At 44.3% G+C, this 13967-nt stretch carries 10 protein-coding genes and 4 pseudogenes; 6 read left to right on the forward strand and 8 right to left on the reverse strand.

The window, feature by feature from the left end; translation table 11 throughout:
- Positions 1-226: 226 nt before the first annotated feature.
- The 4 genes and pseudogenes from dps to ACE3JL_RS13565 all read right to left on the reverse strand — a co-directional run bounded on the left by dps (position 227) and on the right by ACE3JL_RS13565 (position 2152).
- Complete coding sequence (dps, locus tag ACE3JL_RS13550) at positions 227-760, reverse strand: DNA starvation/stationary phase protection protein Dps (protein WP_271989912.1); 534 nt, start codon at positions 758-760, stop codon at positions 227-229.
- A 257-nt stretch (positions 761-1017) separates the two neighbouring features.
- Positions 1018-1245, reverse strand: a pseudogene (locus ACE3JL_RS13555) (type II toxin-antitoxin system HicA family toxin).
- A gap of 2 nt (positions 1246-1247) precedes the next feature.
- Positions 1248-1388: pseudogene (locus tag ACE3JL_RS13560) on the reverse strand (type II toxin-antitoxin system HicB family antitoxin); the annotation flags it as partial.
- A 32-nt stretch (positions 1389-1420) separates the two neighbouring features.
- Positions 1421-2152 carry a glutathione peroxidase gene (locus ACE3JL_RS13565; protein WP_375327707.1) on the reverse strand — a complete coding sequence of 244 codons (732 nt, stop codon included), beginning with the start codon at positions 2150-2152 and terminating at the stop codon, positions 1421-1423.
- A gap of 575 nt (positions 2153-2727) precedes the next feature.
- Between ACE3JL_RS13565 and ACE3JL_RS13570 the strand changes: the two genes are divergently transcribed.
- From ACE3JL_RS13570 to ACE3JL_RS13580, 3 genes are all read left to right on the forward strand, one after another.
- The gene (locus ACE3JL_RS13570; RefSeq protein WP_271989921.1) at positions 2728-3678 is read left to right on the forward strand and encodes an undecaprenyl-diphosphate phosphatase; all 951 of its coding nucleotides are present in this window, start codon (positions 2728-2730) and stop codon (positions 3676-3678) included.
- A gap of 130 nt (positions 3679-3808) precedes the next feature.
- Positions 3809-5071 (forward strand): dihydrolipoamide acetyltransferase family protein, encoded by a 1263-nt coding sequence (locus ACE3JL_RS13575; protein WP_375327708.1) that lies wholly within the window; start codon positions 3809-3811, stop codon positions 5069-5071.
- 264 nt (positions 5072-5335) lie between these two features.
- A complete protein-coding gene (locus ACE3JL_RS13580; RefSeq protein ID WP_002787651.1) occupies positions 5336-6283 on the forward strand; it encodes a PRC-barrel domain-containing protein in 948 nt (315 codons plus the stop codon).
- Positions 6284-6475: 192 nt separating this feature from the next.
- On the opposite strand, the gene ACE3JL_RS13585 is transcribed toward ACE3JL_RS13580, so the two are convergent.
- Together ACE3JL_RS13585 and ACE3JL_RS13590 are read right to left on the reverse strand one after the other, a co-directional pair.
- Positions 6476-6631, reverse strand: a complete 156-nt coding sequence (locus tag ACE3JL_RS13585; protein ID WP_272013619.1) for a type II toxin-antitoxin system HicB family antitoxin — start codon at positions 6629-6631, stop codon at positions 6476-6478.
- Between the two features lie 216 nt (positions 6632-6847).
- Positions 6848-7043: pseudogene (locus ACE3JL_RS13590) on the reverse strand (hypothetical protein).
- A 276-nt stretch (positions 7044-7319) separates the two neighbouring features.
- On the opposite strand from ACE3JL_RS13590, the pseudogene ACE3JL_RS13595 reads away from it, so the two are divergent.
- Positions 7320-8223: pseudogene (locus ACE3JL_RS13595) on the forward strand (DMT family transporter).
- A 5-nt stretch (positions 8224-8228) separates the two neighbouring features.
- Here the strand turns inward: ACE3JL_RS13595 and ACE3JL_RS13600 are convergent.
- Positions 8229-9479 carry a VWA domain-containing protein gene (locus ACE3JL_RS13600; protein ID WP_271989932.1) on the reverse strand — a complete coding sequence of 417 codons (1251 nt, stop codon included), beginning with the start codon at positions 9477-9479 and terminating at the stop codon, positions 8229-8231.
- A gap of 522 nt (positions 9480-10001) precedes the next feature.
- Complete coding sequence (locus ACE3JL_RS13605) at positions 10002-11225, reverse strand: aminotransferase class I/II-fold pyridoxal phosphate-dependent enzyme (protein ID WP_375327709.1); 1224 nt, start codon at positions 11223-11225, stop codon at positions 10002-10004.
- 119 nt (positions 11226-11344) lie between these two features.
- Between ACE3JL_RS13605 and ACE3JL_RS13610 the strand changes: the two genes are divergently transcribed.
- Together ACE3JL_RS13610 and dxr are read left to right on the forward strand one after the other, a co-directional pair.
- Positions 11345-12178 (forward strand): acyl-CoA desaturase, encoded by an 834-nt coding sequence (locus ACE3JL_RS13610; RefSeq protein WP_002789763.1) that lies wholly within the window; start codon positions 11345-11347, stop codon positions 12176-12178.
- 481 nt (positions 12179-12659) lie between these two features.
- Positions 12660-13832, forward strand: coding sequence for a 1-deoxy-D-xylulose-5-phosphate reductoisomerase (gene dxr / locus ACE3JL_RS13615; protein ID WP_271989936.1), 1173 nt, complete (start codon positions 12660-12662; stop codon positions 13830-13832).
- Positions 13833-13967 lie beyond the last annotated feature (135 nt).

Raw genomic sequence — 13967 nt, forward strand, 5'->3', positions numbered from 1 at the left:
ATGCTCCTCAAATATGGCTGAATTGCTCCCTGGGTAAGCAACTTACATAAAGTTCATTTTGTCAAGGATGGTTAAGATGCGCTTACCCTGACTTTAGAACCGATTTTCAAGGTCATGATCAGCAGGGTATTTTTAAAGTCCACCGTTAAGTGATTGGCTACGTTTACCGATTACGAGAATTTAAGGTGTATTAAGCTACGTTAACACACCCCAAATTTATCTATATTTAACCGATAACATCTTCCGATTTAATCAGATGCGCTTCTAGGAACCAGAGACGTTTATCGATGTCCCGGGAGATTTCCGTATAGAGATCCGCTGTGTCGGCATCCCCTTGATTGCCAGTGCTATCAATAGCAGAACGAAGATGGGCAGCGTATAAAGCATAACGTTCGGCTAAAGCAACGAGATGTTCACTACCATCGACGATATCAGCCGGATATTCTGGCAGAATCGAGTTAGCAGCGGCGATGCGTGCTGTTCCCAAAGCGGTTCCACCTAAAGCAGTAATCCGTTCTGCTACCATGTCCCCATAGCCTTCTAATTCCGTGGCCATTTCGTCGAAGAGGCTGTGCAATTGGTAGAAATTTAAACCTTTGACGTTCCAGTGGGCCTGTTTAACCTGAGTTTTTAGGTCTAAACTAGCTGCAAGGGTTTGGCTTAGGATTTCAACCATAGCTTTGCGGATATCTAATGCTAAATCGATGCGGGTGGCGTAGTATTGTCCCGTGGTTTTGGTTTTGACTGGAGTGGCTACCATAATCTTTCTCCTTGATGAGTTAACAAATACTCGATAATTTTTGTGGGTGCATAAGGGACTGATTTTGATCCTATTGGACGTTGATAATAAACTGAAAAACGGCCAATTAATTCGGAAAACAAGTAGCTGATAACTGATACTTCCAATGCGCTCAGTACAAGTAACGGCTCGAATCAGCGGCATCAGACAACCTGGAACTGAGCATCAGCAGCCCTCGTCCGTCCGCTGCACTCGAATTGTTAGACCTCTCTTATCGCTCATCTCATGCCAGAAACAAATTCTTGTACCGTAATTCCAGCAGTACGAATAAGACTACGAAGCGTACCCTTTGCCACTTCACGATGATCAGGAACAGAGAGTGTTACCTATTCGCCCTCCTTAACCATGATAATATGGCTTGCACTTTGACGCGCAACTTGCCAGCCGAAGGTTTCAAATACTTGGACTACCTCACGTCCGCTGAGAACAGGAAGAGCAGAGGACATGATTATGCCATTACCTCTACTTGGTGAGTTTCAATCGTTAGCGGTAGCCCACGTTCTGCACGAACTTGAAGGCAGGCGATAATTGCATCTCTGATATTTTCAAGAGCTTCTGCTCTCGTTTTACCTTGGCTGACACAACCCGGATGGAAAGATAACTTGAGGTCTAACTGATTAATTATGCTCCTAAATAAGCCGCTAATTCTTCCGAACCGCCAATTAATTGGCCGTTAATGAAGACTTGCGGGGTGGTGGTGTTGCCACTCATGGCCCGCAGAGAACGACTGGTGGCATCGCGTCCGAGGATAATTTCTTCGTATTGTAGCCCTTTTTCTTCTAACATTTTCTTAGCCCGGAGGCAGTAGGGACAGCCCACTTTCGAGAAAAGAGAGACTAAAGGCGGTTTTTTGGCTTCTGGGTTGATGTAGTGTAACATCGTTTCCGCATCGGAGACTTTGAAAGGATCTCCCAGTTCTTCCGGTTCGATGAACATTTTCTCGATAACACCATCTTTGACTAGCATCGAATAGCGCCAAGAACGTTTACCGAAACCTAAGTCAGCTTTATCGACTAACATCCCCATTCCTGCGCTAAATTCGCCGTTACCGTCGGGAATCAAGACGACATTATCACATTCTTGGTCCTTTGCCCACTCGTTCATGACAAAGGTATCATTCACCGACAAGCAAACAATAGCATCTACGCCATTTTCCCGAAAAACTGGGGCTAATTCGTTATATCCGGGTAAATGGGAGGTGGAACAGGTGGGAGTGAATGCCCCGGGTAAGGCAAAAAGAACAACGGTTTTTCCTTTGAATAATTCCTCGCTGGTGATGTTCACCCATTGATTATTTTGACGCACGGGAAAGGTGACATCGGGAACTCTCTGTCCTTCTCGGTTTGGTAGCATAATCTTCAACTCCTAATGGCTAAGTCGTACTCATTTCGAGTTTGTCTAAATTAAGTGTACTCATAACGACTATGAGTTGTCAACAGGTATTTATACTTAAATTAGTTACTGAAGGCAAGAGCCTCCAAGAAAGAATCTGGCAATTCTCCCACCTAAAAAGAAGATTAGAAACTAAGTACATCAAAGCTTTTAGCTGAACAAATAAGGTTTTAGATTCGTCCGTTGTTATCAGTTACTTCTGTCTCCTGTATACTGTCTCCTGTCTCCCTTCTCCCCACTTCCCCACCTCCCAATTCAGGTTCTTCGTTACTTGGTATGGTTCGATAGGGGGCATAAATTGACTAAATCCTTATCTGGCAAGAGATTTAATTGATTAGTTCGCTCTAGATCGAAAACAATTGACAAAAATCGACAAATGCTTTTCTATATAAGGGTTACATCCCTTATAATCCTGTACGTTGCATAATACAAGCCGAAGAACCCCAATCATAATTCATAATTCATAATTCATAATTCATAATTCATAATTCCCACTTCTCCCCACACCCAACACCCAACCCTTTTTTTACTCAAAAATGATGTTTTCCTTACTGAAAAAAAGCTATAAATGGCTAGGACTAGCGATAATAACGGTGATTTTGGCGATTACACCCGCCGTCATTGCCCAATCAACCACTAGCACCATACCTCTGGCAAAAATTAACTGGTTACAGGCGATTTTTTTGGGATTTGTGCAGGGAGTGACGGAATTTTTGCCGATTAGCAGTACCGCTCATCTAAAAGCGATTCCCGTCTTTTTGGGTTGGGGAGATCCCGGTGTCACCTATACAGCAGTGATTCAATTGGGCAGTATTGCGGCGGTATTGTCCTATTTTTGGCAGGATTTAAGGCAAATATCCACGGGAATGGTGAAAGCGGTGGCTAGTTCCGATTATCGTTCCCAGGATTTTCGTTTAGCCGTGGGGATTATCCTAGGCACAATTCCGATCGTTTTCTTCGGTTTGTTAATGAAACTTTTCATTCCCGATTTAGATAACTCCCCCCTGAGAAGCATGACAGCGATCGCCTGTGCCTCCATAGTCATGTCTTTACTCTTAGGTACGGCCGAAAAAATCGGGAAACATAAACGCAGTTTCGAGACTTTGCGACAAAAAGACGGGGTTTTAATGGGATTAGCCCAAGCTTTAGCCCTAATACCGGGGGTGTCTCGTTCTGGGTCCACCTTAACTGCCGGGTTATTCATGGGTTTAGAAAGGGCCGTAGCGGCGCGATTTTCCTTTCTGTTGGGGATTCCAGCGATAACTTTAGCCGGTTTAGTGGAATTTAAAGGCGTTCTCGACCAAATTAACACCAGTGAATTAATTCCCCTGGGTATTGGGGTAATTTCCTCGGCGATATTTTCCTATCTTTCGATCGCTTGGTTATTAGATTATCTCAAAAAACAGAGTACCTGGGTTTTTGTCTGGTATCGTCTCTTTTTCGGGGTTACTATCCTGATTGGTGTGGCCTCGGGTCGTTTTTCCTGACCTTTTGGCATTCTAAATAACGTCAGTTCGGGATAAGTAATTCCCACACCCCACATCCCACACCCCCAACCTCATCAACTGTGGTAAAATGCGCTATGGCTCAAAACATTAGAGATAGAAGCACTCCACCATGATTCGAGATATCTTCATGCCCGCGCTCAGTTCCACCATGACCGAAGGAAAAATAGTTTCTTGGGTCAAGTCCCCCGGGGAAAAAGTCAGCAAAGGGGAAACGGTGTTAGTGGTCGAATCCGACAAAGCCGACATGGACGTGGAATCGTTTTATGATGGCTATCTCGCTGTAATTTTAGTCGAAGCTGGCCAGGAAGCACCCGTGGGGGAAGCGATCGCCTATATTGCCGAAACTGAAGAGGAAATTGAACTGGTCAAAGCTCAGGGAAAAACCGCCCCAGCCACCCCTAGCAAGCCCGTAGAGACCCCAAAAATCGCTCCGCCTCCCGTTTCGATCCCCGTCGCCGCCGTTAAAGAGAATGGCCGTTTAGTCGCCTCTCCCAGGGCCAAAAAACTGGCTAAAGAATTAAAAGTGGATCTGAAAACCCTAGTGGGTAGCGGTCCCCATGGACGAATTACCGCCGAAGACGTAGAAAAAGCGACAGGAAAAGTCAGCACCGCCCCCGCTCCCGTCTTTACTCCCCCGCAACCCGTCAGCGTCCCTGTAGCGGCTCCTAAAGCCCCGATTCCGGTCAGCACCCCAGTCGTCGGTCGGACTGTTCCCCTCACCACTCTGCAAAAAGCCGTCGCTCAGAATATGTCGGTTAGCCTACAGGTTCCCACCTTCCAAGTGGGCTACACTATCACCACCGACCCACTGGATCAACTCTATCAACAGCTAAAATCCAAGGGTGTCACGATGACGGCCCTATTAGCAAAAGCAGTAGCCAACACCCTCGCTAAACATCCTATAGTTAATGCCAGCTATAGCGACGCAGGAATCCAATACCACGGGGCGATTAACGTGGCTGTAGCCGTGGCTATGCCCGATGGTGGCTTAATTACGCCGGTTTTGCGCTCTGCTAACCAGATGGATATTTATTCCCTCTCCCGCAGTTGGAAAGATTTAGTCGATCGCGCCCGCAGTAAACAACTGCAACCAGAAGAATACAATAGCGGTACTTTTACCATTTCTAATCTGGGAATGTTCGGAGTCGATCGCTTTACCGCTATTTTACCCCCCAACCAAGGTGCAATCCTGGCCGTGGGTGCTTCCCGTCCCCAAATCGTTGTCAACAAAGATGGTTTATTCGGAGTGCAAAAACAGATGACGGTTAATCTCACCAGTGACCACCGAGTCATCTACGGGGCCGATGCTGCCTCCTTCCTGCAAGACTTAGCTAAACTGATCGAAACTGAGGTGCAGTCCTTAACTATGTAATCAGAATCTAGACAGCAGGAGCCTAGGGAGTTTCTCTTTAGCTCCTGCTTTGTTGTTACTAAAAAAATGTAAAGAATTAGCTAAAATAGGTTTAACCTTATCTATCACCCAAAACTATCGCCCAAACAAGGCCAAAAAAAGTGTTAATCTCAGGGAACTTTAAGATCTAAGCTAATATCGGTAAATTAACCCTCAATTTCGCCCTATATATTAAGCCTACAATAATTCGTATTCCCACGCCCTAACGCCTACCCATAGGAAAAAATGATCACAGAGAATAGTCGCTTACGTTCAGAATTTTTAAATACACAGGTTATCACTCGCAATACAGGCAAAAAACTCGGCGTTGTTAAAGATATCCTAGTAGATATCGATCAACGAGAAGTAGTTGCCCTGGGACTCCGCGATAATATCCTCTCCTTGTCGGGAATGCCTCAATATATGTATTTATCGAGCATCAGTCAGACAGGAGACGTGGTTCTCGTGGAAGATGATAACGTCCTAGAATCCGTCGATATCGATGCTTATACTCCCTTAATCGGTAGTGAAGTGATCACGGAAACCGGCGAACCTTTAGGCAAAGTCCGCGATTATCAATTTGATCCCCTTAGTGGTCAATTACATTCCATTATCATCGCTTCCCTAGGATTGCCTCTTATCCCCGAACAATTAATCAGCACCTACGAAATTGCCATTGAAGAAGTGGTTAGCAGCGGTCCGAATCGCTTAATCGTCTTTGAAGGGGCCGAAGAACGTCTCACCCAAGTTAGTGTGGGAGTGTTGGAACGTTTGGGTATTGGTCGTCCCCCCTGGGAAAGAGAAGAGGAAGAAGCTTATTATACTCCCGCTGCTCGCCCAGAAAATCAGTTAGGTACGGGCATTCCCCTCCGCACTCCTGTGGAGGCCGCTAAACCCGTTGAAGAACGCTGGAGTGAAGACGAATGGGAAAAAGAACCCCTGCGGGCCAATCCTCCACCGCAAAAACGGGCCGAAGCTCGTTATTATGAGCAAGAATACGAGGAAGAAGAAGATAACTGGGGAGAAGCTCGCTTAGAACGCACCGAAAGCTTTTCTCGTCCTCAGTACGACGATTACGAAGATAAGGCCGAGGATGATATGTGGGATGATGACGTGGAACCGGATTATAATCCCCCCCGCATCAATATCACCGAGAAGAAAAAAGAGAGAATCCCCGAATACGAAGACGGTTAATCTTTGACAGTCCCCCTATCCATTAGTTACATCTTTCTTAACATAAAATTTGACAAAAAAAGAAAAGTGTGCTATGTGGCTCAAGGGGGGTTCTCTGGGAGGACTAAATATTTTTGGGATCACGTCGAGTGCAGTGATTTGTCAGACTTTACAGATGTTCAATGAACTCTTCAACTGTGACTTGGGCTTGTTTCAGAATTCCTCTAGGTAAAGCCGTGTGGCTTCTTTCAATCCAGCAATTGCCTGCTCAATTGTTTCTCCTTGATCTACTGTACCAACTTCTGGACATTCAGCAATGTACATATTATCTTCTTTGTACAAAATAATAGTAAAGATGCGATTTTTCATGGTGTCTTATCATCTCAGGCTTACTCTGAAAATCATAACATAACTGTTTCTTAATCGTTTGGTTAGAAAATAGCTAGGTTTCCTGATCGTTAACCCAACTCAAGCTTTTTGAAAAACTCTATAAGATATTAAGTTATTAGTAATTAATCCAGTATTGTCTCACCTTCCTAGAATTGAGTGAGAAGATTGTGCAAAAACAAGCGTAGAGTCGATTAATTATTGAAATAAATTTGCCCCAATCAAACCGACTCGATGAACTGCTCGATGTCCGATTCTTACGAACCAAATTTGAGCATCGGTCAATCGGGCTAAAAGTTGATCGGAAACTGTGAGGCTGTCTTTTGCTACTTCAAAAGCCCCTGTTTCAATGTTGATTGCTACAATCTTCCCGGCGCACCTGAGATTGATAAATCTCATTATCACGTCGAGCGAATTCTTCTTTGCTGTAGCAGAAAGGATTTTATCAATTTAAACCATAACAATTGATGATATAGCGCACCTAAATGAAATGTAAAAACCCTCCGTTTGCCGTCGTGCTACACTTGACTTCTAGAGCCTACCCGTTTACAAATCAATTAGGCGCACTATACATATGTAGCGCTTTTGACGTTACTAAGGTATCGACAAGTTTTGCTAACAAGGGGCTTAAGCTCCTTGCCTATGCCTCATCCTAATAAAAACTGCTATAATGCTCGACGGATTTAGTCTCGGTGAAAATTTAACGGGAGAGATAGCGGCTTTGAGTGCGGCGGCGCTTTGGGCGGTTTCTGCGGCGATTTATAGTCTATTAGGCCAGAAAATCCCACCTTTATTGCTTAATTTTCTGAAAGGAGTAGTCGCGATCGCTTTAATTGCCCTGACGCTGCCCGTTTCCGGACAATGGCGCGATATCAATCAGCAAAGTTCGGTATTTATACTCTTGACAAGTGGCGCAATTGGTATTGGAATCGGTGACACGGCCTATTTTACGGCCCTTAATTATTTGGGACCGCGAAAAACCCTACTGTTAGAAACCCTTTCGCCTCCTTTGGGGGCGATTCTAGCGGCGACTTTTTTGGGGGAATCCCTGAAAATATCGGCTTATATTGGCATTATTTTGACCATTTTCGGGGTTGCTTGGGTTATTTCCGAAAAAAACTCTCGAAATCAATAGTCAACGCCCCTGGCGGCAGGGAATTCCCTGGGCTTTAATTGCGGCGATTTCCCAAGCGGTGGGGGCGGTTTTATCTCGTCAGGCACTGGTAGAGTCGGGAATGTCTTCTTTGCAGAGTACCCTTTTTCGTCTGTTAGCGGGGACGGGAATAGTGTTAATTCTGATGTTTTTTCGCCGTCAGGAATCATCACCAGCGATTAACTGGTCATTGCGTCTGATTGCTATTATTATTGTCACCGCTTTTGGCAGTACGTTTTTAGGGATATGGTTACAGCAAACTGCTTTAAAATTCTCTCCTGTGGGTATTGCCCAAACTCTCACCGCTACCAGTCCTTTATTTGTCCTGCCGATCGCTGCCATGATGGGGGATCGGATTAACTTGCGGGCGATTTTCGGGGTGATGATTGCTTTGCTAGGAATTGGGATTTTGTTTCAATGAGTGGTTTATTCATCGGTTTGTAGTCTTGTTTTAGCAATAATGCGGGTTTTCTTTAAATCTCCCTCGCTCAATTCTTCTCCCACCTGTAAACGGGTGGCATTAGTTTGAAGGACAGTGGCGGCGTTTTTTTCCCCCAATTGTAGGGCCGTTTTGGCTGCGGTTTGTAGCATGGTGGCAGCAGCTGCTCGATCTCCCTGTTTTAATTTTTCTTCGGCGATTTGGGTTTGACGATATTTGGCTAAAGTGAGAATTGATTTCTGAACTTGCTCGTCTAATTGGGATTGATAGAGAGCTTGGGAGGTGATATCAAGGTTAAAAGTCGCAGTTTCTAGTCCTTTTTGACCGGAAGCGGGATCATCGTAGCGAATCTTCACTTTAGCTATGGTGTGAGTACCGGGGGGAATTTGGTCAATATAGAGATTGAGGAGGAGAATTTTTTCTTCATCTATCATTAAATCCCCCAAACGGGTGATGTAAAAATTGCCCTCTTTTTGTAGGCTCATTTCTATAGTTTCTGGAGCAACTTGGGCGATGGGTTTTAAGTCGGCTAAATGAGTCCGGGCATCTAATTCTAATTGCAGGAAAGCGTTAGTTAACCGCACAGATTGCAGACGGTTAAACAGACGAGTAAATTCAATTAAAGCCTGTTCGGGTCTTTCGATATAGGATAAACTTCCGCCGGCGATATCGGCAATTTTTTCTAGGATATCTTGATTCCAATGATCGCCAAAACCGAAGGTATTTAAGGTGATACCGTACTCAGCTGCTACTGCGGCTAATTTTAAACAGCGTTGATTATCTCCATGTTCATTTTCACCATCGGTAAGCAGAAAAATATGAGACACATAACCTTTGCTGCCGCTGGAACTTTCTTGAATACCTAATTTTATCCCTTCATCGATCGCCGTACCTCCTCCCGCTTGTAATTGTTGAATTTTTGAGCGAATTAAGGTCAGATCATCCTGTCGAGATTGGGAGGGAAGAATAACTTTAGCGCGATGATCGAAAGCTATCACCGAGAGACGATCATTAACCCCGAGGGATTCTATTAAACTTAAAGCCGCTTTTTTGACCGTTTCTAGGGGTTTTCCCTGCATAGAACCGCTATGATCAAGAACTAAACAAAGATTAATCGGTAAATTTGTGTTAATCTGTTCACTGGTGGCGGCGATCGATAGCATCAGTTGACGTTGACTGCTGCTTTGATTAGCGTCGATATTACTATCACTCAAGGCCGATTTTAGAGTTACCCGCATAAGAGTTTTAAATCGTGGTCGTTGATATTTATATTCTAATGAGTATAATTAGATTTGTGCTTATTTTCCCGTCTGGCATCGAGTGAAACAAGTTCGAGAACTGGGTGCATCTCATTTTTGTCAATCTACATTGATCTTAAAAGTTAGGAATTACCCAAAAAAAGAGCCTAAATCAATCAATAAGTCCTTAACAAAAATAAAAAAGGAATAAATACGACTCTCTTATTCTTTATGTCATAAGTTTAACTTATATAGGAGCGGTCGATCTTTGTGTCCTTTTTGTCTTTGTGGTTCGTGCCACTCGCTCGCCAGCAGAATAATATCTCAAGAATACATTTTACCCACCAAACCCAAGAGAGCCTAAATACTAATATGGAACTTTTGCCCCCTGACAGTCCCCTTTTTGTTAACCACAAAGACAGGAAGTTAGGAGATAAGGATTTAGGGAGATGGGGAAATTTTAGCTAAATTCCCTAACACCCCAAAACCCACCCCCAAGAAAAACTTTTTAAGAGGAACCATTCAGGATAAAGCAGCGATCGCTTGTTCTAAAGCTAGAGAAATATGGGTCCAATGGGTTCCCCCCTGACAAAAAACGATATAGGGTTCCCGGAGGGGTCCATCGGCGGAGAATTCCGAGGTGCTACCATCAATAAACGTGCCACCGGCCATCACTACTTGGCTCTCATAGCCCGGCATTTGGGCAGGAATGGGATCCAAGTAGGAACCGATGGGAGAATAGGCTTGAATGGCTTTACAGAAGGCAATCAGCTTATCGGGGGAACCGAGTTTAATCGCTTGAATAATATCGCGTCGAGGCACAAAAGGGGCAGGATTGACCAGATAACCCAACTTATCGCCCACATAGGCAATTAAATGACTGCCTTTCATCGCTTCTCCCACCATTTGCGGCGCTAGAAACAATCCCTGATAAAGAAGACGATTTTGGTCAAAAGTTGCCCCTCCCTCGCTACCGATCCCCGGTGCTGTCAGACGATAGCAGGCCATTTCTACTAATTCCGCTTTACCTGCTATGTATCCCCCGGCCGTGACGATTGTACCTCCGGGGTTTTTAATTAGAGAACCGGCCATTAGATCTGCTCCCACGTCGGTGGGTTCTTGGGTGTTGATAAATTCTCCATAGCAATTATCGACAAAACAAACCGTATTCGGGTTTTGTTGTTTAACTATACGAACAATTCTCTCGATTTCGTCAATAGACAAACTCGATCGCCAGGAATAACCGCAGGATCTTTGAATATGGACTAAACGGGTTTGGGGTTTCACTGCTGTGGCCAAGGCCAACCAATCGATCGCACCAGTATAATCTAGCTCTAATTGGCGATAACTAACACCAAAATCCTTTAAAGAGCCTTGACCACTGCCCCTAATGCCAATTACTTCCTCTAGGGTATCGTAGGGCGCACCGGCTACCGCTAACATTTCATCCCCCGGTCGAAGAACCCCATACAAGGCACAGGCGATCGCATGGGTTCCTGAAACAAATTGTACTCGCACCGCTGCCTTTTCGGCCCCTAGGGCTTGGGCGAACACTTGATCTAAAGTATCCCGCCCCAAGTCATCATGACCATAACCACTAACACTAGCGAAATGATGCACCCCGACGCGGTTTGCACGAAAAGCAGCGAGGACTTGACGGAGATTTTCCTTGACCTGTGCGTCAATTTCCGAAAAGATGGGGAGTAGGGCCTCTTCTGCCCTGTGGAGTAGAGAGGGGATATCCATCAAACAATAGACTGTGATATTTGTTACTATTTATTAAGCGTCAAAGTTTCCCCTGTGTCAAATCGAGACGGATAAGACAATGATGCTCTGTCTCCTGTTGTTTCCCTTTGGGTTATTCAATGACTGTTGCGACTTCCGAAAAACTGCCCATTGACTGGGTGACTCTCATCTACATGGCTTTTATCCACTTAGTGGCTCTTTTAGCCTTCTTGCCTGGCAATTTTAGCTGGGGTGCTGTGGGAGTGACATTGATTCTTTATTGGATTACTGGGGGTTTAGGAATTACCCTCGGTTTCCATCGTTTGGTCTCCCATCGGAGTTTTAAGACTCCCAAATGGTTAGAATACTTTCTGGTTTTGTGCGGAACCCTCGCTTGTCAGGGGGGTGCGATCGCATGGATAGGTTTACATCGTATTCATCATAAATATTCTGATACTGCTCCCGATCCCCACGATTCTAATAAAGGTTTCTGGTGGAGTCACATGGGTTGGATGCTGCACGAAATTCCTGCTGATGAAGAAATTGCTCGTTTTACCCAGGATATCGCCGACGATCCTTTCTATAAATTCTGTCAAAATTATTTTGTTCCTATCCAAATTGTTCTAGGCTTAATTCTCTATGCTATGGGTGGTTGGCCGTTTGTAATTTGGGGAATTTTTGTGCGCTTGGTCTTAGTTTTCCACTCTACTTGGTTTGTCAACAGCGCCACCCACAAATTCGGTTATGTTAGCCATGAATCCCACGATAATTCTAAAAATTGTTGGTGGGTTGCTCTCTTAACTTTCGGTGAAGGTTGGCACAATAATCACCATGCCTATCAGTATTCTGCCCGTCATGGCCTACAATGGTGGGAGGTTGACCTGACTTGGATGACCATCCGTCTGCTGCAAATTCTGGGATTAGCTACTAATATTAAGTTGCCTCCCACCACAGCAGTCACGACAGAAAGTTAGTTTTGTCCAGTTGTTAAATTAAATCTAGCCGAACTTATGTTTAAGTTCGGTTATTTTTTTCCCGACTTAACCCAAATCTAACAGCTTTTCCCACGGCACAACTGAGGAATATAGGTAATGCGAATCCTCCCCCAAATAAAAGAATTAAGGACAGAATCCCTTTCATGAATGCAGCTGCTGCCGAACATTGACTGGGGAAAGCGCAACCCATCGGGCCAACAGCGAAGGATAACCAACCAAAAACGAAAAAACACAGGGGAAATAAGAGGCAAAAAACCAGACCCCCCGCTAGACAGCCTAATCCATTAGCCTTTTTATTCGATTCTCTCACCATTTCTATCGGTGACTTTTTCTAAGCCATAGCATAAAAAAGTCAAAATAGCAACTTTTTTAACAAATATTTAATATTGACGCTGACGTGCCGGAAAGACCCCAGAGAACGTATATTTAAAGCTAATCCCCAAATTATATTAAGTTTCTAATGAAAAAAATCTCGATTTTAGGCTCCACTGGCTCGATCGGTACTCAAACTCTCGATATTGTCACCGATCATCCCGATAAGTTTCAAGTGGTGGGATTAGCCACGGGTAATAATATTCAACTACTATCGGAGCAAATTCGGCAATTTCGCCCGCAAATCGTGGCGATTAATAACGAAAGTCAACTAGAAGACCTGAAAGGCCTAATTTCCGACCTTGACTACACCCCGATTATCCTAGCAGGAAAGGAAGGAGTAATCGAAGTGGCCCGTTATGGCGATTCCGAAAGCGTCGTCACGGGAATTGTCGGTTGTGCGGGATTGCTGCCGACAATTGCCGCTATTACTGCTGGTAAAGATATCGCTCTCGCTAATAAAGAAACTCTGATTGCTGGCGGTCCGGTGGTGCTGCCTTTAGTGGCAAAACACGGAGTTAAATTATTACCTGCTGACTCGGAACATTCAGCTATTTTTCAATGTTTGCAAGGAGTTCCCACCGGGGGATTAAAAAAGATTATTCTCACCGCTTCTGGGGGTGCTTTTCGGGATTTACCCGTGGAAAAATTGTCACAAGTAACCGTAGCTGATGCCCTCAAACATCCTAACTGGTCGATGGGCAGAAAAATCACCATCGATTCGGCTACTTTGATGAATAAAGGTCTAGAAGTTATCGAAGCTCATTATCTATTTGGTGTCGATTATAATGCGATCGATATTGTTATTCATCCCCAAAGTATTATTCACTCTTTAATTGAGTTACAGGATACCTCAGTTTTAGCTCAATTAGGCTGGCCTGATATGCGTTTACCCCTATTATATGCCTTGTCTTGGCCTGAAAGAATTTATACTGATTGGGAACCTTTAAATTTAGTTAAAGCTGGCAGTTTAACCTTCAAAGAACCCGATCATCAAAAATATCCCTGTATGGGATTAGCTTATGCAGCTGGGCGCTCAGGTGGGGCAATGCCAGCAGTATTAAATGCGGCCAATGAACAAGCAGTAGCATTATTTTTAGAAGAAAAGATTAGCTTCTTAGATATTCCCCGGGTGATTGAAAAAGTCTGCGATCGCTTTGCAATTCATAACAGTTCTAATCCTAGCCTAGATGACATTTTAGCCGCCGATAATTGGGCGCGTCAAGAAGTATCTAACTGTCTGATTACCAATCGGGTCTAGATCGTCTAGATTCTGTAGGGATGTTAACTCTAGTGTCTCTACAGATCTAGGATAAAAAAATCACTAATTTCGGTTATTTTTTCTAGTCAACTAGATTTATGATGTTCATGAAAGCAAAGGATTAAATTAAGTAGG

The sequence above is a fragment of the Microcystis sp. BLCC-F210 genome, assembly GCF_042134685.1.
In the GTDB taxonomy this organism is placed as follows: domain Bacteria; phylum Cyanobacteriota; class Cyanobacteriia; order Cyanobacteriales; family Microcystaceae; genus Microcystis; species Microcystis aeruginosa_D.

What these genes read in the sequence shown, in the direction of transcription:
- dps (WP_271989912.1), bottom strand. Translation starts at nt 760, where the DNA reads ATGGTAGCCACTCCAGTCAAAACCAAAACCACGGGACAATACTACGCC.
- ACE3JL_RS13565 (WP_375327707.1), bottom strand. Translation starts at nt 2,152, where the DNA reads ATGCTACCAAACCGAGAAGGACAGAGAGTTCCCGATGTCACCTTTCCC.
- ACE3JL_RS13570 (WP_271989921.1), top strand. Translation starts at nt 2,728, where the DNA reads ATGATGTTTTCCTTACTGAAAAAAAGCTATAAATGGCTAGGACTAGCG.
- ACE3JL_RS13575 (WP_375327708.1), top strand. Translation starts at nt 3,809, where the DNA reads ATGATTCGAGATATCTTCATGCCCGCGCTCAGTTCCACCATGACCGAA.
- ACE3JL_RS13580 (WP_002787651.1), top strand. Translation starts at nt 5,336, where the DNA reads ATGATCACAGAGAATAGTCGCTTACGTTCAGAATTTTTAAATACACAG.
- ACE3JL_RS13585 (WP_272013619.1), bottom strand. Translation starts at nt 6,631, where the DNA reads ATGAAAAATCGCATCTTTACTATTATTTTGTACAAAGAAGATAATATG.
- ACE3JL_RS13600 (WP_271989932.1), bottom strand. Translation starts at nt 9,479, where the DNA reads ATGCGGGTAACTCTAAAATCGGCCTTGAGTGATAGTAATATCGACGCT.
- ACE3JL_RS13605 (WP_375327709.1), bottom strand. Translation starts at nt 11,225, where the DNA reads ATGGATATCCCCTCTCTACTCCACAGGGCAGAAGAGGCCCTACTCCCC.
- ACE3JL_RS13610 (WP_002789763.1), top strand. Translation starts at nt 11,345, where the DNA reads ATGACTGTTGCGACTTCCGAAAAACTGCCCATTGACTGGGTGACTCTC.
- dxr (WP_271989936.1), top strand. Translation starts at nt 12,660, where the DNA reads ATGAAAAAAATCTCGATTTTAGGCTCCACTGGCTCGATCGGTACTCAA.